Genomic DNA, 15,149 nt, shown 5'->3' with positions numbered 1-15,149 from the left:
GAACATTCCACTACATGTGGATGGGTGCGGACCCGGCGCACCAATGCCCCGGAACGCCCGCGCGGCGGCCAGGTCCCGGGGTTCGGCCGCTGCTTGCCGATACCGCCCAGGAGCCGAAACTGTGTGGCACGGGGCGCGACGCGTCACCGGACACGTCCACGGGAGCACGCCGTCGTGGACGCGCGGCAGGCGGGGCCGTTTCGGTGGAAACGGCCCCCGCCCTCGCTTCCCCCGGCTGCCATCCCTACCAGCCGGTCCGCGGCGGCGTTCGCCCTGTGCGCGAGGCGTCGGGGGCGCTGACCGTCCACTGGAAGGAACGCTTGGGCCGCAACGACGTGACCGACACCTCTTTCTGGCAGCAGATTCTCTCTGCGGGAGTCCCGGATCCTGGCAGGCCCAATCTCGCCTGGCCCGGTCCGGCGGAGGACCAGACGGCAAAGAGCATGCGCGGAGGTCTGGCATCGTTGGCCGCAGCGCTCAACAATCTCGCGACCGGACTGAAGCTCGCGGTCAGAAACGTTGCGACACGCACCCGCGATGAGCTGACCGAGCAGGAGGGCATGGAGCGTCTGGCGGCTTACAGTTACTTCGCCCGGCTGCTCGATCAGTGCGAGATCCGACGCGCGAAGGAGCGCAAGACACGTGAGTCGTTCCCGTCGGCCGAACCGGTCCGTAGAGCGAGTCGCTGCCTTATAGCTCCGCCCCCCAAGGCTCTCGGCATGGCGATGACACCGGCCGAACTCGAGGTGCGGAAAGACACGCTGGAACTCCTCGACAACGGGGACCCTGCGGGTGGTTCCCCTCGTCCTTCTGCGGGGGTGATGTCCAAAGGCGTGCCGCGGAACCGGTCAGCATGTCATACGCAGAGGTGTCGCGCAGGAACTTGGCGGTAGCAGACGGGTTGTCAGTGGCCAGGTATACGCTCTGGCTTACGCGCGACTCGTCCGAGTCGGGCCGCTTCGCCGTGCGCTGGCGCAAGAAGTGGCCCCGAGCGTGTCGGTTCTGCCGGAGAGAGGCTTCAGCCCGAGTGAAGATCACCCCCTCCGCCCGCGTGCTCCGCATGCTGGGCGAGATCGAGTTCGACGAGTGGCAGTGCGTGGCCGAGCTCGTCGACAACTCCTTCGACGACTTCAGCGAGATCGTCCGGTCCGGGGCCGAGTGGCCCGACGGCTACAAGGTCAGCGTCTCCCTGCCGTCCTCGACCAGCGGGGAACTCGTGGTCACCGACACCGGTCGGGGGATGGACTATGAACGACTCGAGCGGGCGGTGCGGGCCGGCTGGTCCGGTAATGACATGCACGACAAGCTCGGCCTGTTCGGCATGGGCTTCAACGTGGCCACGGCTCGCCTCGGCAAGCGCACCCGTGTCCTGACGACGCGGCCCGGTGACAGCCAGTGGATCGGCGTCGAGATCGACCTGGACCACATCAAGGACGACTTCGAGGCGACGGACATCACCGAGCCGAAGAGCGACCCCGCCCAGCACGGGACGAGGATCATCATCGACCGGCTGCACGGGAAGCGCGTGGAGTGGCTCCGCCGCAACGGGTCGGTGCTCCGCAACGTGCTCGGCTCCGTCTACTCGTGGATCCTGGACGCGCGCGGCTTCGAGCTCTACGTGGGCGGCACCAAGGTCAAGCCGGTCCGGCACTGCCGCTGGGGAGACGACCGCTCCGTGCTGTTCAACGGCAAGGAGCGGATCCCCGCCTACATCGAGATCGACGAGGAGCTGCAGGACGGTCTCGCCTGCTCCGACTGCGGCCAATGGCAGCTGACCCAGGGTGACGTCTGCTCCGACTGCGGGAGTGACAGGCTCTCGGTGCGGAAGCGCCGTGTCTGGGGCTGGCTCGGCATCCAGCGCTACCTCCACAAGACCGACTACGGGATCGACTTTCTCCGTAACGGCCGAAAGATCCTGCGCTGGGACAAGCAGTTGTTCACCTGGAACAACCCCGACGGCGTTCCCGGCAACGAGGACCCCGAGTACCCCGTGGACCTTGGCCACTTGGGCGGTCGCATCATCGGCGAGATCCACCTCGACCACGTCCCCGTCACCTACCAGAAGGACGCCTTCGAGTACGCGGACCGGAGCTGGCGCAGCGCCGTGGAGCTGCTGCGTGGCGTCGCCCCGCTCCAGCCCAAGCGCGCCGAGTCCCTCGGCTACCCCGAGAACATCAGCCCCCTGGCCCAGCTCTACAAGGGATACCGCCGTAGCGACGCCGGCCTTCGCTGTCTGGTGCCTGGCGACGGCCGCAGGCCCATCCACGAGGAGACCCGCCGCTGGGGGCAGGAATTTCAGAGGGGCAACCCGGACTTCCAGACCGACGAGCGCTGGTGGCAGGCGGTCCTCGAGCACGAGGAGATCAAGAACAAGGGCAAGCAGGCCGAGACCGAGGCCAGTGTCCCGAGCCAGGCTGACGAACAGGCCGTCCTGGACGCCCTCGGTGTGCCCACCGACGCGCCCGCGTCCGGCACCACCCCTGTGGCCACCCCGGCTCCCGGCCAGGAGGCAGGCGGCGGCGCGCCCACCGTGGTGAAGCCGAAGACCGAGACCCGCAGTGAGCGCCTGGCCCGCTACGAGGCCGCGTCGACGCGGCACTCCTACCTCAGCCGTCCGTTCGGTCACCCGGCCCTCGGCTACCTGAACGTGGAGACGCGGCTGCTGAAGAACGGCGAGAGCCTCCTCGACGACACGGGCGTGGCCGTCCCGATCCTCCTCGACCAGCGCGCGGGCAACGAGCTCGTCGCCTTCCTCGATACCGACCACGAGGTCTTCAAGCGGTTCGGCGCGGACTACGCGGACCTCCTCCTCGTGGAACTCGCCCCGCTGCTGAAGGTCCGCTCGCGTTCCCAGTGGGCTCCGTCTCAGCTCCTCGCCGGCATCCGCGCCGAGTCTCTGAAGGACAGTGCGTTGGACGGCAACACGGTCGGCGCCGAGGCGCGCGACCTGCTGAACGAGATCCGCAGCCGCGCGATGGCGGAGCTCAACCGCACCGGCGCGTACCGGGAGGTGTTCGGCCGCCTCAGCGAGGAGGAGCGGCACGCCATCGAGTCGTCGATGATCGCGTCCGGGCGCGTGGGCGCGGTCGGAACCCTCGGTGAGGACGCCGGGTTCATCACCTACCTTCCCCCGCTGGCCCTGGTCCGCCTGGTGGAGGTCATGCCCGATGTGTTCCTCGACGGCCGTGTCTTCCGGGGGCCGTATGCCACCGTGCAGTCGCCGGCCGCCCGCTCCCTGAGTCTGGCCCTGGTCACCGGCTACCTGGCCGACGTGGCGACGATCGGAACCTTCGCCGACGAGGCCACCGTCCTCCAGTTGCAGCGCGCCCGTCTCAGCGTCACCCTTCTCGCCGACGCGCTGGCCGGTGGCGAGTGAGCGCGGTGTTCCTGTCCCCCGCCGAGCTTCGCGACGGAGGTCCGGCGGGGCTCACCAAGGCCCTTGAGAGGACGCTGTGGCACCTGGGGTTCCACGACGTTCGTGTCGTGGACGGCGCCAACGACCACGGCGCCGACCTCCTGGCCGTGCGGAACCGGGAGCAGTGGGTGTTCCAGAGCAAGTGGAAGGCGCACGGCACGGCGGACCACGCTGGCGTCGACGACCTTGAGCGAGCCCGCACCCACTACCGAGCCGACAAGGCCGTCCTAGCGACGAACACCAACATCACCGCCACGGCCGAGGCACGTCGCCGCGCCCTGGCCGGCGTCGGAATCGACATCGCGCTGTGGCACGGCGCCACGCTTGAGACCATCGGCGAACGTATGCCGGAGCGCGTGCCCAGCCCGTACGAACTGAGGCCCTACCAGGCCGACGCCGTCCGGGCCATCGAGCGTGACCTGGCGGCCGAAGGGTCCGCCCTCCTCGTGCTGGCGACGGGTCTGGGCAAGACCGTCGTGGGCGGGGAGGTGATCGGCAACCTCCTCGCGTCTCGGCCGCAGGCGAAGATCCTCGTCGTGGCGCACATGCGAGACCTGGTCGAACAGCTCGAGAAGGCGTTGTGGCGGCACATCCCGAAGACCGTCCCCACCCGTCTCCTCACCGGTGAGGACAAGCCCAGGAACCTGGAGGGAGTGGTCGTCGCGACCGTCGAGTCCGCGCTCTCCGCCGCCCGAAACGGGTACCGCCCCGACCTCATCATGATCGATGAGACCCACCACGTCGCGGAGACCGGCAGGTTTGCAGGACTTCTCGATCTGTGTTCCGCTGCGGCCCAATTCGGAGTGACCGCCACTCCGTGGAGAGGCGACAAGTTCGACATCACCGCGCGCTTCGGCTACCCGAGCTTCAGCATGGGTATCGCCGAGGGCATGGCCAAGGGATTCCTGTCCGCTGTCGACTACCGGATCTACGCCGACGGGGTCGACTGGGACGCCGTCAGGGAAATCAGCCGTCACGGTTACTCGATCAAGGACCTGAACCGTCACCTCTTCCTCCCGCAGAGGGACGAGGAGATCGTGGAGCACCTGCGGGCCGCCTGGCGGGAGACAGTGGAACCCCGCTCGATCGTCTTCTGCCAGACGATCGAGCACGCCGAGCACATGGCTGAGCTTCTCTCGGTCTCCGACCCGCAGTGGGTCAACGCCTCCTACCTGCATAGCGGTTTGCCCAAGCGGCATCGCAACATCCTGCTGAACGAGTTCCGCCTCGGGCGTGTGCCTGTCATCACGTGCGTGGACGTGTTCAACGAGGGCGTCGACGTTCCCGACGTCAACCTGATCGCCTTCCTGCGCGTCACCCACAGTCGAAGGATCTTCGTCCAGCAGCTCGGCCGCGGACTGCGCCTGAGTCCCAACAAGAAGGCGCTCAAGGTCCTCGACTTCGTGACGGACATCCGCCGCGCCGCAGCGGCCCTCAACCTGCGCCGGACCCTGGAGGCCACGGAGGCCGAGCACCTGGAACTCCCGCACACCTCGCGGATCGAGTTCCAGGACGAGACCGTCGGCTCCCTCATGGACATGTGGATCCAGGACGCCGCGGACCTCGAGACCGCAGCGGACGAGGTCCGTCTTCAGTTCCCCATGCCGAAAGGAATCCAGTGAGCAAGTACAACATCCCGACCGAGGTCGAGGAAGTCGTCCTCAAGCTCGTCTACTCGCAGGCGGCGGACGCCGACTGGTTCACCCAGAGCGACGACGAGCACACGCGTCTGTACCAGCGGTGGACCGACGACCCGAAGATCGGGGGCCGTCTGGTCGGGCACCTGGGCAGCGCCGCGAACATCCGGCCGTGGCTGAAGGACATCGCGATGAAGGAGTACCCGCGGGCACTCCGGGGTGAGACCAAGTACGCGAAGTACGTTAGCCAGCCGGCCGCGACGCTCGAGGAGATCATCGAGAAGTCCCTGGGCGGCGACTGGGAGCTCGTGCCCCGCTCCAAGCGCCAGAAGCCCATGCGCGCGAAGGTCCGCAGGATCGGCGCGGAGGACGACGAACTCCACTTCGTCGCCGGCCCCAGCGGGAGCTTCAAGCACCTGCTGTGGCCCGCGATCCTCGACCGGTCGAACGGGGAGACCGCGCCGTGGACGATCTGCGTCATCGAGCCCTTCTCCTCTCCCGTGACGCGTGAGGCCAAGGCGCTGCACGACCGCGTGGCCAGGTTCCTCGGCGTGCGAGTCATCTACTTCCAGGAGATGTAGGGGCGGTCATGGAGCTGCGGGAGTGGTTGACCAAGGCATGGGACACGGTGTTCGACGAGAGGGCCCGAGGGATCATCGAGGCCAGGGCGGCGGGGCACTCCCTGGAGGAGGCCGGCGCGAGGTTCGGGGTGACTCGAGAGAGGGCCCGCCAGGTCATCAGCGAAGGGCAGGGAAAGCTCGCGTTCATGGCCGACTCGGTGACACCGGCGTGGCGCGCAGTCGCCCAGCAAGCCGGCGCTGCTGCCGCTGTCCGCAGGGAGGATCTCGCGGTCGCCCTGCGCGCGGAGGATCACATAATCCTGGAAGTGCTCCTGCTCGAGGCGGGTCTGCGCGCCCCGCGGACCTGGGCGGGTTCGCTGCGAGGCTGGTGGACCACTGACCCCGACGAGCTCGACCGAAGGCTGCTGCGGTTGGTCGACAGGGCACCTGTACGAGGGGACGACCTGGACGAGGAGGCGCGCGTCGTCGGAGTGCCAGAGGGTGTGAACGTCGCCGCGCTCCTCGACGACCCTCGATCGCGAGTCGTCCGCGACGCGGCCGGCCACTGGGTCCGCCGCAAGGTGAGAAGGCGCGACTCCGCGTACCTCCACCTCCTGGACGCCGGACGCCCCTGCCGGGCGGAGGAGCTGGTCGAACCCATGGGGGTGACGTCCGTCGCAGCGGCCCGAGAAGGGCTGCGACGCGACGACCGCTTCGTCCAAGTCCGGCCGGAGGGCACGTGGGCCCTGGCGGAGTGGTCGCACCTGCGTGGCGCCCCGTACGGCAACGCCATCGAGGCGGTGGTGGCGGTGGTCACCGAGCAGGGGCCCATGACCCAGAGGGCCCTCTTCTCACGGGTCAGGCAGGTGTACCCGGTGAGCGCGTCAAGGCTCCGGCAGTGCCTCCTCAGCGACCAGATCGGAAGGACGCCTGACGGCTTGATCGACCTCGTCGCGCGAGGTGCCCAACCGATCGAGGAGCCCGAACCGCCCAGGCCGGCCTCGATGGCCGTCCACGGCGATGTCCTCGGTGTGCGGATCCCGGTCGACCCGGACGTCCTCCGCGGCAGCGGTGTCCGGGTGCACTCGTGGCTAACCTGGAGGCTGGGGCTGCGACAGACCCCCATGCGCCGCACGTTCGCCACGGCCGGAGGGCACGCGCCGCTCACTGTCACCCGCGTCGCCAGCTTCGCGCAGGTCTCCACCCTCCGCCGTCACGCCATCGAGCTCGGCGCCGTGGAGGGCTGTGTCCTCGCCGTGATCCTCGACCTCGCTGCGGGCACCGCACGAGTGCGCCACGGCTGCGCGCCAGGCGAGTGTCAGGCCGCTCTGATGGACTTCCCGTGTGGAGTTGACCAAACGCCGTGCGAGCCCAGCGTCCGGCTGATGACATGACAGAAGTGAAATCCGAAGGCAAGGACAGAAGTGACCATGCGCTACGACGAGGTTGTCCCTGACGCGCACGTCACATTGGCGAGCACCGGCGATGCGTGGGTCGTCCTGCACAAGCGGCCCCCCGCCGACGTCTTCGACAGCGGTCTTCGTCTTCAACCACAGGGACGGCAGCACGACCTGGCGCGACGCCGAAGACCTCCGCCCTACCGTCACCCTGCCGATGCTCCCCGTCCACCTGCGCGAGGTGCCGGAGGGCAAGGGGAGGAAAACACGTGTCCTGGCACGGCGGAGAGGAGTACCGGACGCGCGGGCAGTGGGACGACGGTTCCGGACCATGGCGGGCGGAGCACGTCTCGACGGACGGGCGGCGCATGGGGGTACTCAACGACCAGCCGAACGCGGAGGTCGTCCGGAGCGCCGTTGCCAACATGGTCACAGCCGTGCGGATCATCAGCGGCGATCGCCCCGTCCACTACATCGCCGACGCCGGGAACCGACTGGGCGACGAGCTGCGCCTGGACGTCCCGACGGCCGACGAGCAGGGCAGGATCCGTGAGGAGAGCCAGGAGGACGTGATGCGGCGCCTGACCGGCGTCACCAAGGACGTTCGCCGGCTGCGGACAGGCGATGAGGCAGGGAGGCGATCGCGTTCCTCAAGGTCTACCCAGTGTTCACCGATGGCTGCATCGGCCAGCCTCAATTCGCCCACCTCTGACAGGCACGTCCGGGAGGCGACCCGCCACAGGGCAGTGGGACACTGTCCGTGTGTCCAAGACCCGCAGGAAGTGGTCATCCAGGAGGACTGCACCCTCCAACTGCCCGTGAGCCTTCTCGCCCAAGCCGGTCTCAACCTGGGCGAGAAGGTCATGGCGGTGAGCACCGAAGACGGGAAGGTCGTACTGCGGCGGCTGGCGGACGCCGTGGACGACCTGCTCATCGGCCGTCCCCTGTAGCGAGAGAGGGCGAGGGCCCGGAACCCGATCGCCGGGCCCGCACCTCCCGCGAGACCACCTCAGCCGCCGTCTCCGGGGTCTCGTGCTCCCACACGCGGATCACGCTCCAACCGGCCGCTCGCAGGATCTCGTTCGTCTCGCGGTCCCTTCTCCTGTTGCTCTCGATCTTCTCCCGCCAGAACTCGGCGTTGCGGGTCGCGGGCCGGTAGTGCTCCGGGCAGCCGTGCCAAAAGCAGCCGTCGACGAAGACCGCCACCCTGACGCCGGGAAACACCAGGTCAGCCCTGCGCCGGACCTCGGGCACCGGGCGGGCGTCCACCCGGTAGCGCAGGCCGCTCGCGTGTAGAAGCCTGCGCAGGGCCAGTTCCGGGCCGGTGTCCTTCCCACGGTTGGCCCGCATGACAGCCCGGACGGCGTCGGAGGACGCCGTGGAGCCCTCGGGCGGCGGAGGATCTGTGACCAGACCCATCAGCCGGGCCTGGCGCCACGCCTCGGCCAAGTTCTCGCCCCGGGTGGGGTGGTCGACCTCGCAGACGTAACGCTCGCGCGTGGCACCATCGCATGACCAGCGGAGGTAGGCGCGGATGCGCCGCGTGCGCCGGTAGAGCTTCAACGCGATGGAGGCGCGCGCGTAGCGGCCGTCACCAAGGTCCACCGAGCGGCGGTGGCGTCCCCCGGCGGCGCGGTCCTGCTCCACGGCTGGCGCGGCCGCCCCAGCCCGTCGCTTGTAGGCGCGCTCGGGAGGGAGGCTCTCCTTCCAGCGTCCGGCGCGCTCGGCCGGCCGGGTCGTGGGCGTCACTGGCCGGCCGCGTCCAAGGCGTGCGAGACCGACCGGGCGAAGAACTCACCAAGGACCACCGGGACCGCGTTGCCGAGCTGCCGCATCTGCTCGCCGCGCGGGCCGCAGCCGACCCACTCGTCGGGGAAGGTCATCACACGGGCCGTCTCGCGGACGGTCATGTACCGGTGCTGGTGGCGCCAGCCGCCCGGGGCGGACGGGTCCTCGACGCGATCGTCGAGCTCCATGACGGACTCGCCGCCCGGCACACCGTGGACCCCGGCCTTCACCGTCTTGGCGGGGCGATCCAGCTCATTGGGAGTGTGTCCCTTGTAGATCCGGGCGCCGGGCCAGCCGATGTGCCCGGGGAAGCGGCCCTCGCCGAAGTCGTACTTCTCGTCGAGTCGCGAGAGGTCGACCTTGGGCAGCGGGCGAAGCCGTTCGCCGTCGGCGCGGAAACCCTTGATCGCGTCCCGGAAGGTGAGCCACGGTCGCCGGCCGTCGTCCTTGACGTCCCGGGGCAGGCGCGCCATGACGCGCTCCCTGACGTGGGGCGGGACGTCGCGGTGGCGGTCCCAGTAGGACCCGTCCCGCATGGAGCGGAAGAGGGCTGCCTGGGAGAAGGGGCGGGCTCCGACCTCGTGGGCGAAGTCCCGGACGACGTCGACGCCGAGGTCGGCCCGGAAGGCGACGATGACCACCCGGTTGCGCACCTGCGGAACGCCGTAGTCGGCGGCGTTGACGGGGAAGGCGATCACCCTGTAGCGGTCGGGGTCGCGGTCCCCGGCCGGGAGGCCACCGTCGACGTCCAGGCCGTGGGACGCCGGGTCAGGGTCGCCCAGGGCCTCCATCAGCGCGCGGTTGTGCTCCTGCCAGATCCGCCGGGGGTCGCGCTCCATGAAGGGCAGGCGCAGCTCGTTCTTGATGTACTCGAAATAGCCGGCGAACGAGGGCCGGAGGAGTCCCCGGACATTCTCGCAGATCACGGCCTTGGGTCGCATCTCACGGACGGCGTTGAAGACGGCGGGGAACATGTTCCGCCTGTCCTCGTCCCCCTTGGCGACGCCGCCGGCGCTGAACGGCTGGCAGGGCGGGCCGCCAGCCAGGACGTCGACCTCGCCGTCGAACTTGCGGAGGTCGAGCTCCCTCACGTCGCCCGGGTACAGGGGCGCGGGCTCGCCGGGGGCCGGGGGGACCGGCGCGGTGTCCCGGGTCAGGACGAGCCCGGAGTCGCCGAGCACCCGGCCGGCGCTGGCGAGCAGGGTCTCACAGGCGCGATTGTTGAACTCGTTGAACAGGAGCGGGCGGAACCCCGCGCGGTGCACCCCCATCGCGAGGCCGCCACCGCCCGCGAACAGCTCCACGCTCGTCCGGTCGCGCGGGATCTTGGTCTCTTCTGGCTGGTCACCCATGGCCGAATCGTACCGCGGAATAGCGGACTCTTAGTGCACTTCACTCGAACGAGTGAGCGAGACGTGTGCAACCTCATAGAGTGTCCCCGCGACCCTTGCGCGAGGAAAGAGAACGATGAGGCAGAGCATGGACGGCTGCGGGGAGTTCCACGACCACTTCCGCCTGAGCATCACCAAGGCGCTCGGAGACCAGCTCGCCGAGGCGCTGGAGAGGCTCGAGAGCGCCGAGCTGAGCGAGCGGAACCTCGCAGCGCTGGAGGAACGCCCGGGCGTGTACCAGCTCTACCACAAGGGGTCGCTCGTCTATGTGGGCAAGGCTGACCAGCGGCACAAAGGGCTGCCCGGGCGGCTCCGCAACCACCTGCGCAAGCTCTCCGGCCGCCGCAACATCGACCCGGCGGACATCTCGTTCCGCTGCCTGTACGTAGACGAGGACTTCTCGGCGCTGGCGCCGGAACAGCTCCTCATCAACCACCACCGGAGCAGGGGCGGAATCCCCTGGAACAACAGCGGGTTCGGGAGCAAGGACCCGGGGCGGAGGCGGGATCGGACGGTCCTCAAGAAGGACCACTTCGATGTCCAGTACCCGATCAACCTCGAGGCGCGACTCCACGGCCTCCCGGTGGGAGAGGTGGACCTGCGCTCGTACCTGAGGAGCCTGAAAACCGCACTGCCGTACAACTTCCGCTACGCGGAGCCCGTCGACCCCGGAGACACGACCCTGCGGGTCCCGGACGGGGAACCCACCGCGGACGAGGCGCTGCGAGTCGCGTCCGCCGCCCTGCCGGCCTCCTGGCAGATCACCGCCCTCCTCAACTACGTGATCATGTACGAGGAGGACCAGCACTACAAGAGCGCGTCGCGGTACTACCGAGCCGGGGACGTGATCGACCAGGAACCGGAGAAGTCCGCCGCACCGCTCACCTCGGAGGACGTCGAAGACACCGAGTAGGGGCCCGGAAGGCAGGCTGCGACCCGACAGCCCGAAGACCCTCACTAGCCCGACAGCGGCCGCCTCGCGGGAGCCTCGGTCACCTGCCTCGGCCCCGGCGGCGTCGACGCAACCCTCGAGGTGACCGACGGCCGCAGCGTGACAGCGAGGGACAGGATGAAGGCGACGTCCTCGAGGATGTCGAAGGGCGCGTCGGTGGAGAGGGCTACTGCCCAGGCGGGTCGGTCGGTGGTAGTGCGACGCCACGCGGTCCAGCCGCGGAGCCCCTGGTTGGGGCGGGTGACCGCGTAGGTGTCGAGACGGAGGCCGTGGGTGTCGTCGGGGGCGGTCCAGGCGATCCATCGGGTGTCGGTCCGCCGGCGCCAGCCGGCGTCGGCGAGAGAGCCAGTGGCCCGGGCGACGCGGTCGTCGAGGGTGGCGGGGGCGTGCGGGGTGGGGGCGAGGTGGTCGGCGGCGTTCTCGAGGAGGTCGCGGACGAGGGCGACAGGGGCGGTGGTGGTGGCGCTGGCGTGCCAGACGAGTCGCCGACGGGTGAGGCCTAGGCGGCGATCCGCCAGGCGGCCTCGTGGTCGAGCTCGGCGCGCAGGGTGAGCGACTCGTGGTTGGCGTAGGAGCGGTCGTCGTCCCGGGTGCGGTACTTCTCCCAGTCGCGGTGGGTCTCGACGAACGTGTCGAGGCGTTCCTCGTGGTCCTGGATGGCCGCGGGCTCGGTGGACGTGAGGGTGGGACGTGACCGGGAGGCGCGGCGCAGGGTCGCCTCCGTGACAGGGGAGGGGAGCGGCTTGAGGGCGTCGGTGGCCTAGCGCTCGGCGCTGGTGGCGGGGCGGGGCCGGGTCGGACGGCGGGGCCGTAGATTCTCTGGAAGGCGGCGATGCCGGCGGCGGGGGCCTCGTAGGCGTCGGTGACGCCGCGGAGGTGGTCCTCGCCGTGGAGGAAGACGGTGTTGCCGCCCTCGGCGTTGTAGGTGCCGACGGCGATGGCGATGAATCCGTCGTGGGCATGCGGGTGGACGGTCAGGCGGCCGGTGCGGATGTGGCGACCCGTCCACCATGGAGCGCATCGAGCAGCGGGTGCGTCGCCACGTCCTTCCGCACCTCGGGTCCCAGCCGCTCAACGGCATCAGCGCGGAAGTGCTGCACCATTGGAACAAGCGCCTGGAGAAGGACCTCGGACCGACATCCATCCGTCTCGTCTGGGCGACGCTGTCCAGCGTCCTCCAGGCCGCCGTCGAAGACCGGCGCATCGGGCATAACCTGTGCCGGTCCAGCACGGTGGGGCCGCCCAAAGCGGCGCCTGGCAGGGTCGAGGCGTGGCCGCCCGAGCGGGTTCTGGCGGTGCCTGAGGCGCTGCCGTACCACTACCGCCTCCTGGTCGTGGTCGGCACGGGACTCGGGCTCCGGCAAGGGGAGGCTCTCGGGCTCGCCGTCGAGGACATCGACTTCGACAAGGAGGTTGTCCACGTTCGGCGGCAGGTCAAGATGGTGCGGGCGAAGCTGGCTTCGCGTTGCGGAAGGGCCGCAAGGTGAGGGATGTGTCACACTGCCGCCGAGTGTGGCGCGGGCGGTCCGGGAGCACATGGAGCGGTTCCCTCCTGTGCCGGTCACGCTGCCGTGGGACGACCCCACTCCTCCCGAGTCACCGGTGGAGGCGAAGCATCGGCGGCCGAGGACGTACGACCTCCTGGTGACCGGACGGGAGAGGAAGGCCGTCAACCGGCACTACTTCAACTCCGTCGCGTGGAAGCCCGCCCTCGCCAAGGCGGGGGTGACCGCCACTCAGGGAGAGCGCTGCGGCCACCGGGGCACGGGTGTGGGAGCCGTCCCGTGAGCACGGCTTCCACACCCTGCGTCACTTCTTCGCTTCGAAGAACTGGAGGCTGGTGAATCGGTCGTCTCGCTGGCAAGCTGGCTGCGACACGCCGACCCGGGGTACACACTGCGGAAGTACTCGCCATTCCTGCCGCGGGCGGAGCACGGGACAGGAACGGCATCGACGCGATCTTCGCGTCGCCTCGGGCGCGGAGACGACGGCCGTGAAGGCATCGGGCCGGAACGGCCCGCAGGAGCCCGTCACTAGCCCAATGCCCTGGAGAAGTCCCACGGATGCTGCCGCACCCCTGCCTGACCCGCTATACGGCAGGTCGGACAAGGTGCGGCGGCGTTCGCGCGTCAGATGTCCCGGAAGATCTCGATCTGCGCGCCCACCGAGTTCAGGCGCTCCGCCAGGTCCTCGTAACCCCGGTTGATGACGTAGACGTTGCGCAGCACGGACGTGCCCTCCGCCGCCATCATCGCCAGCAGCACCACCACCGCCGGGCGCAGGGCCGGCGGGCACATCATCTCGGCGGCGCGCCAGCGGGTCGGGCCCTCCACCAGGACGCGGTGCGGGTCGAGGAGCTGAAGGCGTCCGCCGAGGCGGTTCAGGTCGGTGAGGTAGATGGCGCGGTTGTCGTAGACCCAGTCGTGGATCAGCGTCTGGCCCTGCGCGGAGGCCGCGATGGCCGCGAAGAAGGGGACGTTGTCGATGTTCAGGCCGGGGAACGGCATGGGGTGGATCTTGTCGATCGGCGCTTCCAGCTTGGACGGCCGTACGGTCAGGTCCACCAGCCGGGTGCGGCCGTTGTCCGCCGGGTACTCGGCCGTGCGGTCGTGGTCGAGACCCATCTCCTCCAGCACCGCGAGCTCGATCTCCAGGAACTCGATCGGTACCCGGCGGATCGTCAGCTCCGACTCGGTGACCACCGCCGCTGCCAGCAGGCTCATGGCCTCGACCGGGTCCTCGGAGGGCGAGTAGTCGACGTCCACGTCGATGTGCGGGACGCCGTGCACGGTCAGCGTCGTCGTGCCGATGCCGTCCACCCGTACGCCCAGGGCCTCCAGGAAGAAGCAGAGGTCCTGCACCATGTAGTTGGACGAGGCGTTGCGGATGACGGTGACGCCGTCGTGGCGGGCGGCGGCCAGCAGCGCGTTCTCCGTCACCGTGTCGCCGCGCTCGGTCAGCACGATCGGGCGGTCCGGCGTGACGCTCCGGTCGACCTCCGCGTGGTACAGGCCCTCGGTCGCGGTGATGTCCAGGCCGAACCGGCGCAGCGCGATCATGTGCGGCTCGATCGTGCGCGTACCGAGGTCGCAGCCGCCCGCGTACGGGAGTTTGAAGTGCCGCAGCCGGTGAAGCAGCGGGCCCAGGAACATGATGATCGACCGGGTGCGGCGGGCCGCCTCCGCGTCGATGGCCTCCATGTCCAGGTGTGCCGGCGGGACGATCTCCAGGTCCATGCCGTCGTTGACCCAGCGGGTCCGCACGCCGATGGAGTTGAGGACCTCCAGGAGCCGGTAGACCTCCTCGATGCGGGCGACCCGCCTGAGCACCGTGCGGCCCTTGTTGAGCAGTGACGCGCACAGCAGCGCCACACACGCGTTCTTGCTGGTCTTGACGTCGATGGCACCGGACAGTCGGCGACCGCCGACCACTCGCAGGTGCATCGGCCCGGCGTAACCCAGCGACACGATCTCGCTGTCCAGCGCCTCGCCGATCCGGGCAATCATCTCAAGGCTGATGTTCTGGTTGCCGCGTTCGATGCGGTTGACGGCGCTCTGGCTGGTGGCCAGCGCCTCGGCGAGCTGTGTCTGTGTCCACCCTCGGTGTTGACGGGCATCACGGATGAGCTTGCCGATGCGTACGAGGTAGTCGTCTGCCATGGCGTCAGGTTATCTCAAATATGAGATGAGGTGCGCGTGGGGGTAGGCCATTGGGGTGACGGGTCGACAGTTCGCCGCTGTGAACAGCGTGCCCGCTCCGCGGCCCATCGGTCTCCGTCCGGTCCCAGTCGCGGGCCGCCTGTCCCTTTGTCCCGATCGTCTTGTCCCGATCGTCCCGCCCCCGGACCGGACCGCCAACCGGAGGAGCACCGTCCGCGAATCGCCGCCGGGCGGGGTGGCGGGCGCGATGGGTCGGTCGTCGGTGCCCGGGCCCTGTGGCCGCGCCGCCGCCCGGGTGCCTGGCCGTCGTGAGGTCCGGCCGCGCCGGCACGGGGGAGCGCCCACCTCCG

At 69.5% G+C, this 15,149-nt stretch carries 12 protein-coding genes; 9 read left to right on the top strand and 3 right to left on the bottom strand.

The window, feature by feature from the left end; genetic code table 11:
- The first annotated feature begins 14 nt into the window (after positions 1-14).
- From AB0H53_RS10640 to AB0H53_RS10615, 6 genes are all read left to right on the top strand, one after another.
- A complete protein-coding gene (locus tag AB0H53_RS10640) occupies positions 15-893 on the top strand; it encodes a TIGR02391 family protein (protein ID WP_362109698.1) in 879 nt (292 codons plus the stop codon).
- 134 nt (positions 894-1,027) lie between these two features.
- The gene (locus AB0H53_RS10635; protein ID WP_362109696.1) at positions 1,028-3,376 is read left to right on the top strand and encodes an ATP-binding protein; all 2,349 of its coding nucleotides are present in this window, start codon (positions 1,028-1,030) and stop codon (positions 3,374-3,376) included.
- The gene (locus tag AB0H53_RS10630) at positions 3,373-5,037 is read left to right on the top strand and encodes a DEAD/DEAH box helicase family protein (RefSeq protein ID WP_362109694.1); all 1,665 of its coding nucleotides are present in this window, start codon (positions 3,373-3,375) and stop codon (positions 5,035-5,037) included. Before AB0H53_RS10635 ends, AB0H53_RS10630 begins: the two co-directional genes overlap by 4 nt.
- The gene (locus AB0H53_RS10625; protein WP_362109692.1) at positions 5,034-5,633 is read left to right on the top strand and encodes a hypothetical protein; all 600 of its coding nucleotides are present in this window, start codon (positions 5,034-5,036) and stop codon (positions 5,631-5,633) included. Before AB0H53_RS10630 ends, AB0H53_RS10625 begins: the two co-directional genes overlap by 4 nt.
- An 8-nt stretch (positions 5,634-5,641) precedes the next feature.
- The gene (locus AB0H53_RS10620) at positions 5,642-7,006 is read left to right on the top strand and encodes an RNA polymerase subunit sigma-70 (protein ID WP_362109690.1); all 1,365 of its coding nucleotides are present in this window, start codon (positions 5,642-5,644) and stop codon (positions 7,004-7,006) included.
- A gap of 272 nt (positions 7,007-7,278) precedes the next feature.
- Entirely contained in the window at positions 7,279-7,959 is a 681-nt protein-coding gene (locus AB0H53_RS10615) for a hypothetical protein (protein ID WP_362109688.1), read from the top strand.
- Here the strand turns inward: AB0H53_RS10615 and AB0H53_RS10610 are convergent.
- Together AB0H53_RS10610 and AB0H53_RS10605 are read right to left on the bottom strand one after the other, a co-directional pair.
- Positions 7,940-8,614 (bottom strand): very short patch repair endonuclease, encoded by a 675-nt coding sequence (locus AB0H53_RS10610; protein WP_362109686.1) that lies wholly within the window; start codon positions 8,612-8,614, stop codon positions 7,940-7,942. The genes AB0H53_RS10615 and AB0H53_RS10610 overlap by 20 nt on opposite strands.
- Positions 8,615-8,754: 140 nt before the next feature.
- On the bottom strand, positions 8,755-10,149 hold the full coding sequence (locus tag AB0H53_RS10605; protein WP_362109684.1) for a DNA cytosine methyltransferase: 1,395 nt from the start codon (positions 10,147-10,149) through the stop codon (positions 8,755-8,757).
- A gap of 115 nt (positions 10,150-10,264) precedes the next feature.
- Here AB0H53_RS10605 and AB0H53_RS10600 point away from each other — a divergent pair, with 115 nt between their 5' ends.
- The 3 genes from AB0H53_RS10600 (at position 10,265) to AB0H53_RS10590 (ending at position 12,928) form a co-directional block, all read left to right on the top strand.
- Positions 10,265-11,101, top strand: coding sequence for an Eco29kI family restriction endonuclease (locus tag AB0H53_RS10600; RefSeq protein WP_362109682.1), 837 nt, complete (start codon positions 10,265-10,267; stop codon positions 11,099-11,101).
- 1,049 nt (positions 11,102-12,150) lie between these two features.
- On the top strand, positions 12,151-12,627 hold the full coding sequence (locus AB0H53_RS10595; protein WP_362109680.1) for a site-specific integrase: 477 nt from the start codon (positions 12,151-12,153) through the stop codon (positions 12,625-12,627).
- 67 nt (positions 12,628-12,694) lie between these two features.
- Entirely contained in the window at positions 12,695-12,928 is a 234-nt protein-coding gene (locus tag AB0H53_RS10590) for a hypothetical protein (protein ID WP_362109679.1), read from the top strand.
- A 341-nt stretch (positions 12,929-13,269) separates the two neighbouring features.
- Here the strand turns inward: AB0H53_RS10590 and AB0H53_RS10585 are convergent, their stop codons facing one another.
- On the bottom strand, positions 13,270-14,799 hold the full coding sequence (locus AB0H53_RS10585) for a UDP-N-acetylglucosamine 1-carboxyvinyltransferase (RefSeq protein WP_362109677.1): 1,530 nt from the start codon (positions 14,797-14,799) through the stop codon (positions 13,270-13,272).
- Positions 14,800-15,149: the final 350 nt, after the last annotated feature.

It is taken from the genome of Streptomyces sp. NPDC050856 (assembly GCF_040653855.1).
Taxonomy (GTDB): domain Bacteria; phylum Actinomycetota; class Actinomycetes; order Streptomycetales; family Streptomycetaceae; genus Streptomyces.
Note: the sequence above shows the minus strand (reverse complement) of the source record. Positions and strands in the feature narration are given on the sequence as shown.